The following is a 17,490-nucleotide window of genomic DNA, read 5'->3' as shown; positions in this document are numbered from 1 at the left end:
TTATTAAAGTGCCGCGAAAAAATTCTGCTGGTGCCATGATACCTATCGAAAGTGCTGTCGATACCGAGAAAGTAGTGTCGGTATCGACAAAACAGTTCGTTGCAAATTCTTGCTGCGAAATGCTGTTCTGAGCACGTGTAGCCTTGATCCATGCATTTTTGCGAAAACGAAATGTTTTTGTAACTCACTTTTGCGCTAACAGCATCTGCATCGTTGTACAACTACAACGCCCTCCCCCGCGATTTCAATATCACTCTTGCAGGTTTCATGCGAACGCTACCCCTGCGGTATGACAATGGCCTACTTGTACCCTCCCCTTGCATACCGGAGTTTCCTTTGTCTATCCGATTTCGCTGCCGCCTCCAGGCAGCTTTCACCATGTTTGCGTTCGTCTCATCTCCTGCCTACGCAGCAGACGAGGAGCCCATTGCCACAGACCGTCCGGATTTCGTTGAATCCAGCAATGTCGTGGGCAAGGGGCGCATACAAATCGAAACAAGCGTTGCGCGCGATCGCACTACGGGCCGTGGCGACACTGAAACGCTTTGGGCGATGCCGACGTTGCTCCGCTTCGGCATTGGCGAGACGGTCGAACTGCGCCTTGAGTCCGATGGTGCGCTACGCCAACGCAGCAGGACGGCGGGCCATGCCCCTGTTACCGAACGTGGCTATGCCGACACTTCGTTGGGTATGAAATGGCATGCCATGGACGCCGTCGGCAACTTGCCGTCGGTCGCTGTGTTGCTGCACGCGGACCTCAGCACCGGTAGCACCGCATTTCGCGGTGAGGGAACGCGACCGACAGCGCGCGTGGTTGCCGAGTGGGACCTGCCACATGACCTATCGCTCGGCATCATGCCCGGAATTGGCCACGAAAAGGCCAACGGCGGTACGACGTTTGCGATTTTCGGCCTGGTAGTAGGCAAGGCGTTGAGCGAGCGCCTGCGTAGCTTCGTCGAGGTTTCGTCGCCCCATATAGCGCGCGCGGCCCATGGCGGTACCGAAGCGAGCCTGTCAGTCGGTGCGGCGTATCTCCTGCAGAAAAACGTCCAGATTGATACGGCATTCTCGCACGGTCTGAATGGGCGTACGCCTGACTTAGGCCTGACCGTCGGCCTGTCTATCAAGCTCTGATATCACCGCATCTATGAACCTGTCGATCCGTAAGCGCTTGCTGCTGTCTAACGTCTCCACTCTGTTATTTGTTGCGGTGTGCGGGCTGATTGCCTTCCAGGCCGTCCGCGACCTGGACGCCGCTATGCAGGCAGTGCGTGACAATGGCAGCGCCATTAAGGACCAGTTGCAAGCCGACATGGCCCATGACGCCATCCGCGGCGACGTCCTGGGCATCCTGCTCAGTGCAACCAACGGCGATGCTGCCCAGGCGACTGAAGCGCGCAAAGATCTCTTGGAACATACGACACTATTGCGCGCGCGTCTGGCCAGCATGGCCGGTTTGACCAGCGACGCCGCCCTGCAACAGGCGATGGCGTTGGTGATACCGGACGCCGAGGCATATCTTTCAAGTGCCAGCGCTATTGGAAAGATGGGCACCGGCGATAAAGCCGCCATTGACGCGGCCTACCCCGCGTTTCTGGCGAGTTTTCGCACGCTTGAGGAAAGCATGGCTGCGCTTAGTGAGCATATCGAACAGAATTCGACGCTGCTGGCCGCAGCAGGGGAAAATGCCGCACGTAATGCAAAACGCCAGATCCTGGGTGTGTCGATCTTGTCGATGGTCGTCGCACTTGCATTGGGCCAAATGAACGCGCGTGCCATCGTCGTCCCGCTCAATGCGGTCATGCAAACTGCCGCCCGCATTGCCCGCGGGGACCTCTCTGAATGTGCCCTTAACGGCCGAACCGACACGCGCACCGAAACCGGACGCCTGACGCTGGCACTGGCAGATATGCGCAGCAGCTTGCACAACATCGTTTCGCTAGTGCGCACCAACACCGACAGCATTGCCACGGCATCGAGCCAGATAGCGACCGGCAACATGGATCTGTCGTCCCGTACCGAAATGCAGGCCGGTTCGCTGGAAGAGACTGCGGCCACGATGGAGCAACTGACTTCGACTGTGCGACAGAACACCGGCAATGCCCGCGAGGCAACCGCACTGGCTTCAACGGCTTCGGACGTAGCCGTCCGAGGCGGCGTGGTTGTTGGTGAAGTCGTCGAGACGATGGGAGAAATCAGGACAACATCCGCCAGGATCGGCGATATCATTGGCGTCATCGAAGGAATCGCATTCCAGACGGATATTCTGGCCTTGAATGCCGCCGTCGAGGCAGCCCGAGCGGGTGAGCAAGGCCGGGGTTTTGCCGTTGTCGCCGCCGAGGTGCGCAGCCTGGCCCACCGCTCTAACGCCGCTGCCCAGGAAATTAGGCAACTGGTCGGGACGGCGGCTAGTGCCGTCGCTCGCGGCAGCACGCTGGCAGACGCCGCTGGCGCGACGATGCAAGAGGTCGTCGTCAGTGTGCAACGCGTGAGCGCCATTATGGCCGAAATCAGTATCGCCAGTGCCGAGCAGGAAAGCGGCATCGAGCAGGTCAACCGGGCGATCAGCGAGATCGATGGCATCACGCAGCAGAATGCAGCACTGGTCGAGGAAGCCGCCGCGGCTTCGGCGGCAATGAAGGACCGGGCGGCGACGCTGAAGGACGTCGTCAATGTGTTCCAACTTGGCAATGCGACAGCCAAATGATGCTGACCAGCACCGCCTGAGGCGGTTATGCATTGCGCCTTCGCCGCACACTGTTCGATACGCCACCGCATCTCGATACGGCATTCGTCCATGGCCAAAGTCCCTTTGTATTTCTTCGGTGACTTTCCCTGGCGAACCGGCGGCCGCATTGAATTGATCAACCAAGTCCTGGCGATCGGCTGTCAAAGCAACATCGTCCAGAGATTGACCATCTAAGGAGAGTGACTTGCTCACGTTGGGAGCCCGGACGTCGTTCATGTAGGTGCCGCTGCCACCACCGCAAAGGGCCGGTGCAATTCTCGTGGATCCGGTCGTTCGCGAGCATAGCTACGTTGGGCCCATGTTGTTCACTGCCTTGCCGCCCCATCCAAGTGGCAAGCGGACTGTAAATGTCGATCCCTCCCCTAGCACGGAAGCAACGTGGATCGTCCCCCCTAAGGCCGTCGTAATTTCACTGACGATATACAGACCCAGCCCGAGCCCGCTGTATTGCGTCACCGGAACCGCACGCTCAAATCGACCAAAAATCCGCTCCAAATGCTCAGCCGCGATGCCCAGCCCGTGATCCGTTACAGAAAATGCCGCCGTGCCATCCTCTAACCACACATAGACCTCAACCGGCTTGCCTTTGCCATACTTAACTGCGTTTGAGATGAGGTTCGAGACCACTTGTTCCACACGCAGCCTGTCCCAGAACCCGTGCACGTCGCTGCCATGGGTCATATTCACCAGCGCGGCAGCGGGCGTGATCTCACCGCCGGCAGCGAGTTCCTTGATGACGTCATCCACCAGTGCCACGAGATCGACAGGTTCCGGCGTCAGTGCCAGGCGGCCGCCGCTGATGCGAGCGATGTCCAGCAACTCGTCGACAAGGCGCAGCAGCCGCACGGCCTGGCGTTGCAATACAGCAAGACTGCGCGCCAGCGAGGCTGCACTGTCCTCGTCCCGTGCCAGTGCCGGCAGGCGGCGCTGCATCAGCTGGATCTGGATCATCAGTGGCGTCAGCGGCGTGCGCAGTTCGTGCGAGGCCACTGCCAGGAAGTCTTCACGCACCTTGACCGCGTCCTGCATCTGGCGGTACAGGTGCGCGTTGTCGATGGCCAGCGCGCAGCGGTCGGCGAACTTGCGCGCTACCGCCAGGTCGGCTTCGCCGTAGCGGCGCCCACCCTGGCCAGTAAGGAAGGTAAGCATGCCCAGCGTGCGGCCGCGTGCCACCAGCGGCACGGCAATCATCGAGCGGGGCGCGATTTCCAGCAATGCCTGGAGGTCGGCGTCACCGCGGGCGAGCGCCAGCACGCCATCGGGCATCGCTTCCTCTCTCAACACATGGCGTTCCATGCCGACACGACCAGGCGGCGCGCGCCGCAGGGCTTCGGCACGGCGCGAGTTCGCCGGTTCGGCCGCGTCGGCGGCGACCACTTCGGCGCGCTGCAGCGTGCCGTCCGCTGCGGCCAGGTCCAGAAGGCACCAGTCTGCAAAGGCGGGAACCGCCAGCGCAGCGATCTGCCTCAGGGTCGTGGTGCTATCGAGCGACTCGGCCAGTACCGCACCGGCTCCGGAAAGGAAGGCGGCGGCCTGCTGGGCGCCTTCCCGTTCGCGCAGCAAGGCGCTGTTTTCCAGCGCTATCGCAGCCTGGGCGGCGAGCGCCTGCACCACGTCGACCCGCTTCGCCGTGAATGCACCGGGCAGCGCGCGGTTCTCCAGCAAGAGTACGCCGACAAGCTGCGCGTGCTGGCGTAGCGGCACGCACAGTACCGAGCACAGGCCTAACCTGCCGACATCGGGATCTGCGGCGAATGGGCCGGCGCCGGCCGCATCGGCGAGCACTACCGGCTCCTGCAGGCGCGCCACGTAACGCACGATGGCACCTGGCAGCCGCGTACACTCTTCCAGCCTCGTGTGATACAGGGCCACCCGGGTACTATCCCTGACGGTTATCCGTGCCCTGACCATCAGCACGTCCGGCCCGCCCAGCACGAGCGCGCCGGCATCGGCGCCGGCAACTTCGGCAATGATGCGCAGGATACGCTCGAACAACCGGTCCGGAATGGTTTCTGCGGCAATGGCCAGACTAGCCTTGATCAGGCCCTGGGCGTCGAGCGTTTCGGCGAAGGCGGCGCGCGCGGCAATGTGTTGGTCCGGTTCGGGAGCGTGCGTGGGGCCCCATTCGGCCGCCAACGTGGCAGCGCCCCAAGCACGAAATCCATCACGGGCCGTACGCAGGTGCATCGCGGCCATGGCGGGCTGCCCCTGCGCCGCGAAAAACCGACCCGCCAGCATGTTGGCCAATGCCGCATCCTGGTCGAAGCCGTTCTCCCGGGCTCCGTCGATGGCTGCGGTGTAGCTCTCCAATGCGGCCCACTGCTTACCAGCGAGCCGATGCAGCTCCGCCTCGACCAGGCGCTGCTTGTGCAGGACGTTGGCCGGGCAATGGCCCGCCCACAAGGCCAGCCGCTCGTGCAAGCGCGTTATGCCTGATAGCGGCTCCTCGGCGCCGCGCGCAGCCAGTGTGAGCGCGGAATAGAACACATGCTCGGCGCACGTGACCATGCCCAGAATGCCGGCGAGGATGGTCTGCTCGCCAGCCTGTGCGCATCGCCACGCGGTATCATACTCGCCAGCCAGGAAAGCGGCCTGCAGCCGGGCTACCCAATACTGGCCGAGCGCGGTCTGGTTGCCGGCCGCCTCGCGCAAGAAGGTGCCTTCGTCGAATTCGTCGTCGTCGAAGCTGGCCGGCGAACGCGTAGCGCCCGACAGCGCGCGGGCGAATTGCCGGAACGGCAGCAAGATTTCCACGGCCGTACGGTTGCGGTAACGGGTGCCAAACTCGATGGCCGCGTTGGCTTCGTCCAACAGGGTCGGCAGCGGGATGCCGGCCGGCAGGCCATTGATCAGGATGCTGCACAGGTTGAACGCGGCATACGCCAGTTCGCCCGATTCCACGCCCGCCCGGTGGCCTTCGCGCAGGAGTGGCAGGCTGTCGCGCAATGGCCTGCGCCAGGCATGCACGAGCAGGCCGAACACTTCGAGTGTACGGCTTTGCTCGGCGCGGTTACCGAAGCGCCGCGCGAGCACCAGCGCGACTTCGCCGAAGGCGTGGCCCACGTCGTACTCGCCCGTGCGCGCATTGTGCAGCGCCCCGTGGAAGACATAGGCAAATGCCGAGTAGACGGAGGCGCCGTGCAGCAGCGAGAGGTTTGCACCACGGGTCACCAGAAATGCCAGCACCTCAGAGCCGCTGAAATACGCAGGCGGGCCAAGCAGGGAAAGCAGGCGCATGCAGGAGCACACCTCCTCGTCGCGTGCTTCTGGCGCATTTACCAAGTCGGCTATCGCGCGGCCGCCCAAGTTGGCCATCACGGCAGCCGCTTCCGCTTCGATCGCCTCGGCCAGGCCTGCGCGCGGCCACTCTTGACCGAACACGGCCAGGCCCTTCCAGCCCCAGTGCAGCGCGCCGGCCCAGTCACCGGCCACGGTGGCGGCGAGCACGCGCAGGCTGTAAAGGTCGGCCTGTGCTGCCGGGGGCAGCTGGTGACTGAGGGCAGTCTCCAGAAGCTGTTCGGCCACCGTGTGTTCACCTGTCAGATAGGCGCACTCGGCCAGATCCCGGTGGATCATATAGGCCAGTGTCGGCTCGGCATCCCAGCTGTCCGGCGCCAGCAGCCGGCACGCCGCGGTCAGGTAATCGAACGCAGCGCCGTAGGCGGTGGAGGCCCTGGCCTTGCGTCCGGCTTCAGCATTGAGGCGTGCAAGGCGCAGCCGCTCCGCCGGATCGGCAAGCAGTGCGGCACCCAAGTTGAACTGGTCAACGATCAAGAAAAGCTCGTCGGCTGCCGGTGCGCCTGTGGCGTCGAGCAGTGCGCGGCCAATTGCCACATGCAGCGCGTCCCTCTCGCCCGAGGTTAGCAGCATGTAGGCGGCCTGCTGCACGCGATCGTGCACAAAGCGCAGGATGACCGGTATTTCCGCGAGGCGGTTGTCGCGCGGATCAGAACCGCGCGGTGCCATGTCGGCTTCCCCAGCCGTCACGATTAGTCCGTCCTCCAGTGCCGGCCAGAGCTCACGCATGACGTTCGCGTGCGGCTGCCCGGTCACACTGGCCAGCACGCCCAGCTCGAACTGGTGGCCCACGCAAGCAGCCGCCTGCAGTAGACACCGGGCGGGCTCCGGCAACCTGCCGATGGCCTGTACCATCAAGTCCAGCACGTTGTCGGTAACGGGGGCGCGCTCGATCCGGCCGATGTCCCAATGCCACGCCGCGTCTTCCAGGGAATAATGGATCAACCCTTCACCGTGCAGCATCTTCAAGAGGCGTCGCAGGAAAAAGGGGTTGCCTGCCGTCTTGCGGACCATCAGTTCAGCCAGGGCGGCACAGTCGCCGGGCGGCCGGTTGAGCGTGTCGGCAACCAGGGCGGTCGCGTCCGCGGTAGCCAGCGGCCCGAGATGGATCGCCGGCACGCTGCGCGCCGCCCGCAGCCTTGCCAGCAGATCCGCCAGCGGATGCAGGCGATCGACCTCGCCGTGCCGGTAGGCTGCCACCACCAGCAAGTGGCCGGCCCGCTCCTGCATCCAGTTCTCCAGCAACTGGAGCGAGCCCGAGTCGGCCCACTGCACGTCGTCGAGGAACAGTGCGAGTGGCCTTGCCGGTGGACTGCATGCATTCAGGAATGACGTGAACACCTGGTTGAAACGATGCCGTGCTTCTACCGGGCCCAGCTCGGTGACTGCGGCCTGTGGGCCGAGCAGGGCGCCGAGTTCCGGAATCACATCCAGCAGGATGCGACCGTTCGGTGTCACCGCTGCCTGCAGGTGCGCCCGCCAGGCGACGAGGGCCGCATCCGGTTCCGTGAGCACCTGACGCACCAGCTGGCGAAACGCCTCGATCAGGCCCGCATACGGCACGCTGCGCTGTAACTGGTCGAACTTGCCGGCAATGAAATAGCCGCGCCGCCCTGTAACCGGGCCGGCCAGTTGCTCCACTAGCGCCGTCTTGCCGATGCCCGGTGCGCCGGTGACCAGGACAAGCTCGCGTACGCCACCTGCCGCGCGCTCGAATGTTTCCAGGAGCAGGCTGATCTCGTTCGCCCTGCCATACAGTTGCCCTGGAATGGACAGCTGGGCCGGGACCTCGTGTCTGCCCAGCGGGAACGGTTCGATCAAGCCCTTCTCATCCCATTGGCTCGCTGCTTCGCGCAAGTCGGCAATGAGGGCCTCGGCTCTCTGGTAGCGGCGCTCGGGCGCCTTTTCCAGGAGCTTGCCCAGAATTTCCGATAGAATGGGCGGCACCTGCGGCTGCGCCAGGTGCACTGCTGCCGGGCTCTGGGCAAGCTGTGCATGAATCAGGCCGATAGAATCGAGCGCAGTGAAAGGCGGTCGGCCGGCAAGTAGCGCGTACAACGTGGCGCCGAGCGAATACAGGTCGGAACGTGTATCGACGACGCGCGCAGTACGCCCAGTTTGCTCGGGGGACATATAGGCCAGCGTACCCTCTATCTGTACTGGGGATGCAGCCTCAGCAACTACCGTCGTCGCGATGGCGAAATCCACCAGCGTGACCCTGCCGGAGCGGGCATTCCATGCGATGTTTTCAGGGCAGATATTGCGATGGAGGATGCCGGCAGCATGCAAATTTGCGGTTGCCAGCGCAAGTTGCACGCTCATGTCCAGGAACTCAGCCACTCCCAGTGGGTGCTTGTCGATGCACTCAGCTAGGTTGCTCGCACCGGCATCTTCCATGACCAGCACCAGATCACCGTCGCACTGCATGAGTTCCAGCACGGTGACAATACCTGGCAGAACCAGGCCGGCAAGCAGCGCGTATTCATGGCGCAACGCCGCAATTGCTGCCACATCCGGACCTGCCAGCGATACGGCCTTTCCAACAAGGTGGCGGCCATGGCGCAGAAAGCGCTGGAACCTGAAGCGGCCGGTGCCAGGACTGGAGTTGTCGTGGACATTTGACGGATCGCCGTAATCCGGCTCGTTGGCGCCGTACTGTTCATTCATCTGCGTCAACGCAAGCTGTGATGTGGGAAGGAACCGCAGTGAGACCAACACGCGATCTGGCTCTGTTATTAGCGGCCTTGATCGTAGAGCGACCAATAATGATTTGGGCTAGGCATATGGTACCTGACAGGTATCAATTGCCGCACACAACTGATGACACGGCGCTCGGCTGGTCATGCTGCCAAAGTGCGCTCCTTCCACCGATAGGCATTTCCACTTCTGGCCGACTGAACTTCCCGCGACGGGACTGGCATATTCTTCGGAAGAATAGCCAACAGCTATTGACCGCTTCTGGGGAAAATCAGCTAGTCGAAGAGCTGCATGGATATGAGCACGCTTGTTTCAGCTAGATGTGATTGACGATACTGTGGGGCAACCACCGTCTTCGCCAGGTGTGGGCTGCGCAGATCGGGCACTAAACGATGTTGCGAATTTGTATCAGCGTTTTTTGAATTGCGTTAACGCAATAGCATGGTTTGACGGTAATCCGGCTCTTCGACACTACACTGTACTCAAGGTTACCTGAGAGGCCGTGATGTTATCGATTCGCAAATTATCTATTCAGAAAAAACTTATGATGAGCATGGGCTTGTGCCTACTGGTCTTCATGGTGATTTCTTCCGTGCTGAGCGTGACCATGAATGGCAACCGGGCGCGCGAACGCGCCGTGGCACAGGAGTTGCCAGCGCAGGTGGGCGAGATCCGCAACGACATCCTGCGCCAGATCGGCCAGGCGCTGGCGGTATCGCAAACGCTGGCCAACGATACCTACGTGCATGCCTGGGAAGATGCCGGCCTGCCGGACGAGGGGATGGCCGCGTGGACGACCTATGCCAGCCACCTGAAGGAGAAGAACAGCGCCGCCACGGTGTTCTGGGTGTCAAAGGACACCGGCAAGTACTTCACCGATGGGGGCTATGGCCGCACGCTGGCACCCACTGCGGCAAGCGATGCGTGGTTCTATGGTTTCCTGTCCAGTAACGTGCCGTATCGCCTGGACATCGACAAGGATGCCGGCTCGACCTCCTACATGTTGTTCATCAATAACCGCGTGCAGACGGCAGGCGGCAAGCTGGCCGTGGCAGGCATCGGGCTGGCCGTCAACGACCTGGCCAACACGATCCGCAATTACCGGCTGGGCGAAACGGGTACCGTGTCGCTGGTGCGCCCGAACGGCACGCTGCTGATCGACCGCGATCCGCAACTGGCCGACGGCAAGCACACGCTGCAGGACCAGCCGGGCTTCGATGCCGGCGTGGTGAAGGCGCTGTTCGGCGGTCAGCCGTTCGCGCATGCGGCCATCGACGGCCCGGACGGACGGCTGTTCGTCGCCTCGTCGTATATCAAGGAACTGAACCTGTACGTGCTGGCCCGGGTGCCCGAGCGGGAAGTGCTGGGCGATATCGCGCGCTCGGCCACGATCTCGGCGCTGATCGCCGGCCTGGTGGGCGGCAGCATCGGCCTGGCCGGCATCTGGTTCATCAGCCGCGCCATCGCCGCCCCTGTCATGCGGGCAGCCAGGATGCTGGGCGAGATCGCCGATGGCAACGGCGACCTGAGCCGCCGCATGCGTGTGGAATCCGAGGACGAAGTCGGCAAGCTGGCCGATGCGTTCAACCGGTTTATCTCGTCGCTGAACGGCACGATCCTGCAGGTGCGTTCGAGCGCGCAGCAGATCTCCAGCGCCACCGGCGAGATCGCCACCGGCAACCTCGACCTGTCGAACCGCACCGAAGCGCAGGCGTCGAACCTGGAGGAAACGGCGGCAGCGATGGAAGAGCTGACGGCGACCGTGCGCCAGAATGCCGACAATGCCGCCCAGGCCAATACGCTGGTGGCCAGCACGGCCGACGCGGCGCGCAAGGGCGGCGCCGTGGTGTCGCAGGTGGTCGACATGATGGGCGCGATCACCGACAGTTCGCGCCGGATCTCGGACATCATCGGCGTGATCGACGGCATCGCCTTCCAGACCAACATCCTGGCGCTCAACGCCGCCGTGGAAGCGGCACGGGCCGGCGAACAGGGGCGCGGCTTTGCCGTCGTCGCGTCCGAGGTGCGCAACCTGGCGCAGCGCTCGGCCACGGCCGCGAAGGAAATCAAGGATCTGATCCTGGCCTCCGTCGACCAGGTCAATGCTGGCAGCAGGCTGGCCGACGGCGCCGGGCAGGCGATGGGCGAGATCGTGCAGTCGGTGCAGCAGGTGACCGACCTGGTGGCGCAGATCGCCACGGCCAGCGATGAGCAAAGCAAAGGCATCGGCCAGGTCAACGGCGCGATCACCGAGATGGACGACGTGACGCAGCAAAATGCAGCGTTGGTGGAAGAAGCGGCCGCCGCCGCCGAATCGCTGCGCGTGCAGGCAACTACGCTGGAGCGTGTAGTAGGAACGTTCAAACTCGATCAACCCTCTACTTCTATGGTAGTACGGTAATGGCTACTCCTGACCACGAGCTCTTCCTGTGATGACGAGTGAGAAGCGCTCTGACATAAGTGCGTGCCAGTTCGCTTATGAAATAAGAAGCCTTGGCCTGCGCTTCGCTCAGGTGGAGTTTTCAAAATGGCAGCGTGAGGAGAAGACACTCAGATGAAGTTCGCCTGCCAAATCAACTCCTTCCCCAAAAACTTGGGCAATGGATGGGATCTTCGCATACTGAACGATGGCGAAGAAGTCTGGCATGAGCGGTTTTGGGTGCCTGAGCCCAGCCTCGATGAACTGATGACCTGGTGGACCTCCCTGGGTTCTGCCGAACGGGCCTTCTGGCGAGATCAGTCCGCACATCATCGCCCGGCGGGTGCGTATCGGCTCCACATGATGGAGGATGCTTTTGTTCAAGCCGTGGCCGTCGCGCGCAAGTGGCTAACCGACAACAATTTTTCATCACCATGAACCGGCGCAAAGATCTTCGTACTGCTGAACTCATTGGCATTGCTGTTCTAAGCCGCGATGCCTTTGGTACCGACCGGGCATATTGGTACGCCATCCTGGCCGGCCTGAGCGGTACGCTCACCACCAACGTCCTGCCCCGGAACGAGACCGCCTTACGCCACAGGGAAACGATAACTGGCCCCCTCGATCGCCGCCAGACAAGCAATGTCGATAACGGGAAGCGGCGCCGTGAGGATTTTTCGAAATCCAGTACGGGTGCCTCGCCCTCAAAGTCAGGTAGCTGATGGATCTCCTTCAGTCCATGCAGACCGTTAAAGCGATCGCCTGGCGGCGCGAGCATGGCTATGCTGGTCGGGGTGGAGTAGTTGTTGTGTTCAACGACACGGTCGCTGGATGGATGAACGAACTTCGACATCCTGAACATTGGGAGCCTGGCGCCATTGCCGTCGACGAGCTAGGGCATACCTGGCGCGCAGTCGGTGGCGATGCTAAATGCGGTGCAACGCTCTGGATGCCTACGAGTTCGGCAACCTGGCGACGTATGAAAATGACGGTGGTCCGGGACCATCGAAAAGCTCGGCCCCCTGTGGCAAATACCTCGATCGAGGGAGAGCTGGACCTGCATTACAGGTATGCGATCGAGCCGCGGTCGGATCATATGGGCGGCGGGTGGCTATTGCGCTTTTTTGCAGGTGAAGAAGAAGTCGGTGGCGGTATATTCGCTGTGCCAGCATACGATACGGCAGAGTGTATGAAATGGTGGAACAGGTTGAGCGAAGACAATCGTGCCGATTGGCTGACGCAAGCCATCGAACCGACAGTGACTGAAGCCTACAATGCCTACTTAACAGAGGCGTCCTTGACGGATGCAGAGACCATGGCCCAGGCTTGGCTAGAAGATCACGGCCAACGATGAAATAAGCGTTAACTCAACATTGACTCTCATGCAACACCTCGACATTGCCTTAGCCGCTCGACCATGCCGGGGCGACGATTAACCCGCACCAAATACAGCGTGGCAATCGCGTCCATCCTTCTTGGCGGTGTACAGAGCCATATCTGCACGGCGAATCAACTCCGAAATCATGATGCTCTCATCTGGAACCGCGGTTGCGAGGCCAACACTGACGGATATCAACCCGTTCTTTCCTCTCGCGTGGGGGTATTTCATAGCACGTACGTCCTCGCACACCCGCTTCCCAAAGACACCGGCCGCCAAGGCGGACGTGCCCGGCAGGAGCATGACGAACTCCTCACCGCCGTAGCGGGCAACCAGCTCCCCAGGCCTACGCGTTGCGTGGCGAAGCCGATCGGCGATCTCCATTAAGCATTCGTCGCCTCGCACGTGCCCATAGTGGTCGTTAAACGCCTTGAAGTGGTCCACATCGACCATGGCCACTGCAATGGGCTCCCGCATTCTTCTGTGCCGCGTCCATTCGTCGCGCATCCGGCCATCGAAATAGCGGCGATTGAAGATCCCTGTCAGCGGATCGCGCCGCGACAAGTCGAGCAGCATTTCCGACTTCTCGCACAGCTCGATCTGGATCCTTACCCGCGCGCGAACGAGCATGGGACTGATCGGTTTTCGGATGACGTCAACGGCTCCCGCCGTCAACGCCGCGAGTTCCTCTCCCTCGTCCATACAAGACGACACGCATAGAATGGGGATATTCTTGGTGAAAACGTCGGCTTGCAGATGCCGGCAAAACAAGAGGCCGTCGATGTCCGGCATATCGATGTCGCAGAGAATGAGGTCGGGCAAGATCCGCGCCGTTTCGGCCAACCCCTGGATGCCCCCCAGTGCAGTATGGACCTCGGCCAAATCTCCTAGCAGCTTGGCAAGATGCTCTAAAGCCCACGCGTCGTCATCGATCACCAAAATTTTCATTGTCGAGAACGCTCCCACTTTCGCGCTAGCCAAACCAGCCAGTTATCAAGTATAGGGTATTTTGTCGTAGACAAATACGCCATCTTACAGGTGAACTGGGGACAGCGAAGTCTTGCGATGCACTAGATCGCGGCAGTCAAGTGTCGAGCTAACGGCCCATACCGGTGCAGACGCCTTGCGCGAAATCGAAGCGTTCGAGCCGAGCGTCGCCGTGTTGGACATCGGCTTGCCGGACATGAGCGGGCACGAGCACGTCCCTGAATCCGGGCCGAGCCGTGGGGGCGGGGATGGCGTTGATTGCCCTCACCGGTTGGGGCCAAGAGTCCGACAAGCGAGCGGCGAGCGAGGCTGGCTTTGCCGCCCACTTCACCAAGCCAGTCGACTTCGAAGGCTAAACGAGGAGGTCCAGCGGGTTCTGCGCGTGGAAAGCGCCTTAGCCCGGACCGCGTGCTACTGGCCTTGGGAGTTGACGCCGCCCTTCGCGCCATTCGATTGAATGCCCAGCGCGCGCTGGCCCCAACATGTCAGCGGCGGCTTGCCGGCCGCTGGCAAAGCGCGTGGGAGTACCGCCTCTCCAACGCGACGAGGCACTCCGGGCAAAGGTCGCACTCCAGCGCCGCCAGCAGCATCCGAAGCGAAACGGGCTTCTCCAAGAACACGTCGAACAAACACCTGGAGGGGCTGGCCCGCCACATGTCGGGGGAAGCCGTCCATCCGATGGCCCGAGCGGGAACGGGGCGCCTCTCCCTCCCGCCGCAACGATCCGAGCACCGCGGGGCCGCCACAATTGATGAAGTCCAGGTCGATGATGTAGGCGTCGAACATGCGCTCCCGGCGCGCTGCGATCACCTCCTCCAGGATCAACGCGGCGGTTGCGGTGTGACCGTTCACGGGTAGAATTTCTTGGAGCATGTCCGTCACTTCGGCGCTGCCGTCGGCAATAAGTATTCTCATTGTCGCTGCGTCATCGCTGGCTGCACGCCAACAGCCGAGGCGCGCGACACCGCAGCGCGCTATCCGGCCCTGGCGCCCACCGCGACTGCGCCTCACTGGGCGATGTAGAGAAGGTTGCGAAAGTTCGCTGGCTTGGTCAGGTGCAAGTCGAACCCCGCGACTTTGCTCTTCTCGCGCGACGCCGCGTCGCCCCAAGCGGTCAGGGCCACGATCTTTACCCTCCGAAAAGCCTCGTCCGCACGCAGCGCCGTCGCCACTTGGTAGCCGTCCATGACAGGCATGCCGATGTCCAAGAAGATGACGCCGGGGGCGGTGGCTTTAGCCGCCGCCAATCCTTCGGGCCCGCCATACGCGACCTCCACCTCATGCCCATACATGCGCAGCATTTCCGCAGTCAAATCCGCCGCGTCGACGTTGTCGTCGACGATCAATATCTTCTTCGCTGATGCCATGCCAACCTCCCGACGCGGCTCGCTCCGACGGCACAAGATCGCGTCGCGTCTAGCAGAGTTCTTGGTCTGATTATACGGCGCGGAACATCAAACGTGAGTTACATAAACGTACTAACACGTGTCGTCGCTCGACTGCCCGTTTGATAGCGCGCGTCCTACGATGGCTCGGCTGCTTGCCTGACGAAAGCCATGAATCCAACGCGTTATCATATTCTTAACATTGAAGGCTCGGTGTCGAGCCGCTTATTTATGGAGAAGACATGCCCAACACCGTCAAAGCCACGCAAAGCCCGTCAAGGAAGTCCGCTGCCATCGCGCCTGAAACCATGAATGCCATCGAGCTGCTCAAAGCCGACCACGACAAGGTCAAAGCCATGTTTGAAAAATATGAAGGCTTGGGCGACCGCGCCTTGGTCGCCAAGAAGAAGCTCGCACGCGACCTCTGCTTGGAGCTGACCAAGCACGCCATCGCCGAGGAGGAAATTTTCTACTCGGCCGTACGCGAGGCCGTCGGGGACAAGGACATGGTCAACGAGGCCACCGTGGAGCACGCGTGCGCCAAAGACCTGATTGCCCAGATCCTTTCGATGGAGCCAAGCGACGACCTCTACGACGCGAAAGTGAAAGTGCTCTCCGAGCAAATTGAGCATCACGTCGAGGAAGAGGAAAAGGAGATGTTTCCCAAGGCGCGGAAGGCCAATCTGGACATGGCCGAGCTTGGCCAAGCCATCCAAGCCCGCAAGGATGAAATCGGCCTGCCGCTTCTGAACTGACCCAATTTCGAGGCGGCTAAACCGACGCTCTCTTCGCGATATGTCGACTCAATCGAGTAGCGGCGTTGCCATTCGATTGTTACAGTGCGCGCTGGCAATTTTGCCAGCCGCTCGCCCAGCTCCCGCGACGGCTTCGCGTGCCCCATGGCGCGCGGTTTCGCCAACGCGCCCCCAAGGCCGCCGACGTTGGCTCCGCTTTCTCCGAAAGTGTTGAATGTCTCTGGCGACAGATCAAAACATCGATGGGCGCGGCCTTTCGGCGAAGGCCCTTCAATTCGCATCCCTGCGCGACGCGGTCATGGATCATTGGGAGCGCGAGGTCCGCGCGCGCGTCGACGGCGCCCGCGAACTGCTCGGCCCCGTGTTGACCAACACCCTGCCGGCCTTCTACGACAACATCGCCGAGGCGCTCAGCCCCGCGCATCCGCGCGCGGATGGCACGAGCGGCAACAACGCGTCGACCGCCCACGGCGGCGAGCGTGCCCGGCTGACCCCGTTCGGCCCCGATCAAGTCGTCCACGAATACCAGCTTTTCCGGGAGGCGATCGCTGAGGTGGCCGAGAGCCGCGTCGGCTTGGACGCGGGCGACTGGAAAATCATCGACCGATCGATCAACCAAGCGACCCGCGAAGCGATTCGCGCCTTCGCCGCTATACAAGATGAGCTGCGGCGCAGGATGGCCGCCGCGTTGTCGCACGACATGCGCACGCCCCTGTCCGTGATCACCAACGGCGCCCAACTCATCTCGATCGCCCCGAGCTTGGACATGGCGCGCGACGCCGCCAACAAGATCGAGGCGAATGCGGAGCGGCTCGAAAACATGATGGGCGAGCTGCTCGACGCGCTCACGCTGCACACCGGCGCCACAATCGCGCTCTCCCTCACGCGTTTTGACGCATTGGACTTGGTCAAGGAAATGCGCGAGCAATACTGCCAAAGCCGCAAGGGCGGACAGGAGATTGAGTTCGAGGCCATCGGGGAGCCGGCCGTGGGCCATTGGTGCCGTGGCTCCATGAGGCGGGCCTTGGAGAACCTCGTTAACAACGCGATCAAATACGGCGACAACAAAATCGTCCGCATCATGGCCCGGGAGGCGCGCGGAAGGGTCATGCTCAGCGTCCACAACGAGGGCAACCCCATTCCCAGGGAACAGCACAACCGCATCTTTGACTACCTCAGGCGCGAAGGCGACGCAGCCTCCCGGACAGGCTGGGGCATCGGGCTGCAGTTTGTGAAGACCGTGGCGGAAAGCCATGGCGGCAGCGTCACGGTCGACAGCTCGCCTGAAACCGGCACGACGTTCCTGATCGACGTCCCGGTGGACAGCAGGCCTTTTGTCGTGGATGCGGGGGCGGGAGCGTGAGCGACAAGTCAGGGCTCGCCCAATTCCTGACGCGTTTGCAACGCTCACTTGGCTTGGGGGGCGGACCGCCTCACGCCTCGCCACCAGGGCCAGCCAAATCGAAGGGGCGTCAATTGAACATCCAATCAAGGCGCGACAGCCAAATGTCCGACGTTGTCCGGCGCGGCCTTGAGATCGACGCCGCCAAGGGCAGCGTCGCCGCCTGGACTCACATGGCGGCCCATGGCGTCGAGGCCGATACGATCGCGCGCGTGCTCACCTCCGCCTGCCGCCGGCCCGGCGATCCGCCTTACCGAGGCGCGTTCCCCACGGGCTAGCTCCGGCCAGCCCCGCTCTGCGGCCAGATGACCAAGCCAACCGCTTTGAGTGGGGCGACCGTTGCTCTGCATCGACAATATTTGCAACCTCGACGGGCAGCGCGCTCCGACCACCGGTTTTGAAGTTAATCTCGTTTGAACAA

At 62.1% G+C, this 17,490-nt stretch carries 12 protein-coding genes; 8 read left to right on the top strand and 4 right to left on the bottom strand.

Translation table 11 applies throughout. The features are described from left to right. Positions 1-378: 378 nt before the first annotated feature. Both EWM63_RS28535 and EWM63_RS33000 read left to right on the top strand, forming a co-directional pair. Positions 379-1,134: a transporter gene (locus EWM63_RS28535; RefSeq protein ID WP_130189536.1), complete on the top strand. Its 756-nt coding sequence runs from the start codon at positions 379-381 to the stop codon at positions 1,132-1,134. A 13-nt stretch (positions 1,135-1,147) separates the two neighbouring features. Continuing rightward, the gene (locus EWM63_RS33000) at positions 1,148-2,707 is read left to right on the top strand and encodes a methyl-accepting chemotaxis protein (RefSeq protein WP_130189535.1); all 1,560 of its coding nucleotides are present in this window, start codon (positions 1,148-1,150) and stop codon (positions 2,705-2,707) included. Positions 2,708-3,034: 327 nt separating this feature from the next. Here the strand turns inward: EWM63_RS33000 and EWM63_RS28525 are convergent, their stop codons facing one another. Beyond that, complete coding sequence (locus EWM63_RS28525; RefSeq protein ID WP_130189534.1) at positions 3,035-8,713, bottom strand: sensor histidine kinase; 5,679 nt, start codon at positions 8,711-8,713, stop codon at positions 3,035-3,037. A 535-nt stretch (positions 8,714-9,248) separates the two neighbouring features. On the opposite strand from EWM63_RS28525, the gene EWM63_RS28520 reads away from it, so the two are divergent. From EWM63_RS28520 to EWM63_RS32675, 3 genes are all read left to right on the top strand, one after another. After that, positions 9,249-11,144 (top strand): methyl-accepting chemotaxis protein, encoded by a 1,896-nt coding sequence (locus EWM63_RS28520; protein ID WP_130190667.1) that lies wholly within the window; start codon positions 9,249-9,251, stop codon positions 11,142-11,144. 153 nt (positions 11,145-11,297) lie between these two features. Continuing rightward, positions 11,298-11,600, top strand: a complete 303-nt coding sequence (locus tag EWM63_RS28515) for a hypothetical protein (RefSeq protein WP_130189533.1) — start codon at positions 11,298-11,300, stop codon at positions 11,598-11,600. A 301-nt stretch (positions 11,601-11,901) separates the two neighbouring features. Next, on the top strand, positions 11,902-12,516 hold the full coding sequence (locus tag EWM63_RS32675) for a hypothetical protein (RefSeq protein ID WP_229487555.1): 615 nt from the start codon (positions 11,902-11,904) through the stop codon (positions 12,514-12,516). A 78-nt stretch (positions 12,517-12,594) separates the two neighbouring features. Here the strand turns inward: EWM63_RS32675 and EWM63_RS28505 are convergent, their stop codons facing one another. The 3 genes from EWM63_RS28505 to EWM63_RS28495 all read right to left on the bottom strand — a co-directional run bounded on the left by EWM63_RS28505 (position 12,595) and on the right by EWM63_RS28495 (position 14,894). Then, positions 12,595-13,488: a GGDEF domain-containing response regulator gene (locus EWM63_RS28505; protein WP_130189532.1), complete on the bottom strand. Its 894-nt coding sequence runs from the start codon at positions 13,486-13,488 to the stop codon at positions 12,595-12,597. Between the two features lie 450 nt (positions 13,489-13,938). After that, positions 13,939-14,442 carry a PleD family two-component system response regulator gene (locus EWM63_RS28500; protein ID WP_130189531.1) on the bottom strand — a complete coding sequence of 168 codons (504 nt, stop codon included), beginning with the start codon at positions 14,440-14,442 and terminating at the stop codon, positions 13,939-13,941. Positions 14,443-14,534: 92 nt separating this feature from the next. After that, positions 14,535-14,894, bottom strand: coding sequence for a response regulator (locus EWM63_RS28495; RefSeq protein ID WP_130189530.1), 360 nt, complete (start codon positions 14,892-14,894; stop codon positions 14,535-14,537). A gap of 260 nt (positions 14,895-15,154) precedes the next feature. On the opposite strand from EWM63_RS28495, the gene EWM63_RS28490 reads away from it, so the two are divergent. From EWM63_RS28490 to EWM63_RS31935, 3 genes are all read left to right on the top strand, one after another. After that, a complete protein-coding gene (locus EWM63_RS28490) occupies positions 15,155-15,667 on the top strand; it encodes a hemerythrin domain-containing protein (RefSeq protein ID WP_371861152.1) in 513 nt (170 codons plus the stop codon). Between the two features lie 214 nt (positions 15,668-15,881). Then, positions 15,882-17,030 (top strand): sensor histidine kinase, encoded by a 1,149-nt coding sequence (locus EWM63_RS28485; RefSeq protein ID WP_130189529.1) that lies wholly within the window; start codon positions 15,882-15,884, stop codon positions 17,028-17,030. A gap of 143 nt (positions 17,031-17,173) precedes the next feature. Further along, complete coding sequence (locus EWM63_RS31935) at positions 17,174-17,347, top strand: hypothetical protein (protein ID WP_165390976.1); 174 nt, start codon at positions 17,174-17,176, stop codon at positions 17,345-17,347. Positions 17,348-17,490 lie beyond the last annotated feature (143 nt).

This window comes from Pseudoduganella lutea (genome assembly GCF_004209755.1).
In the GTDB taxonomy this organism is placed as follows: Bacteria; Pseudomonadota; Gammaproteobacteria; order Burkholderiales; family Burkholderiaceae_D; genus Rugamonas; species Rugamonas lutea.
The sequence above is the reverse complement of the archived record's forward strand: the minus strand, read 5'-3'. Positions and strand labels throughout refer to the sequence as shown.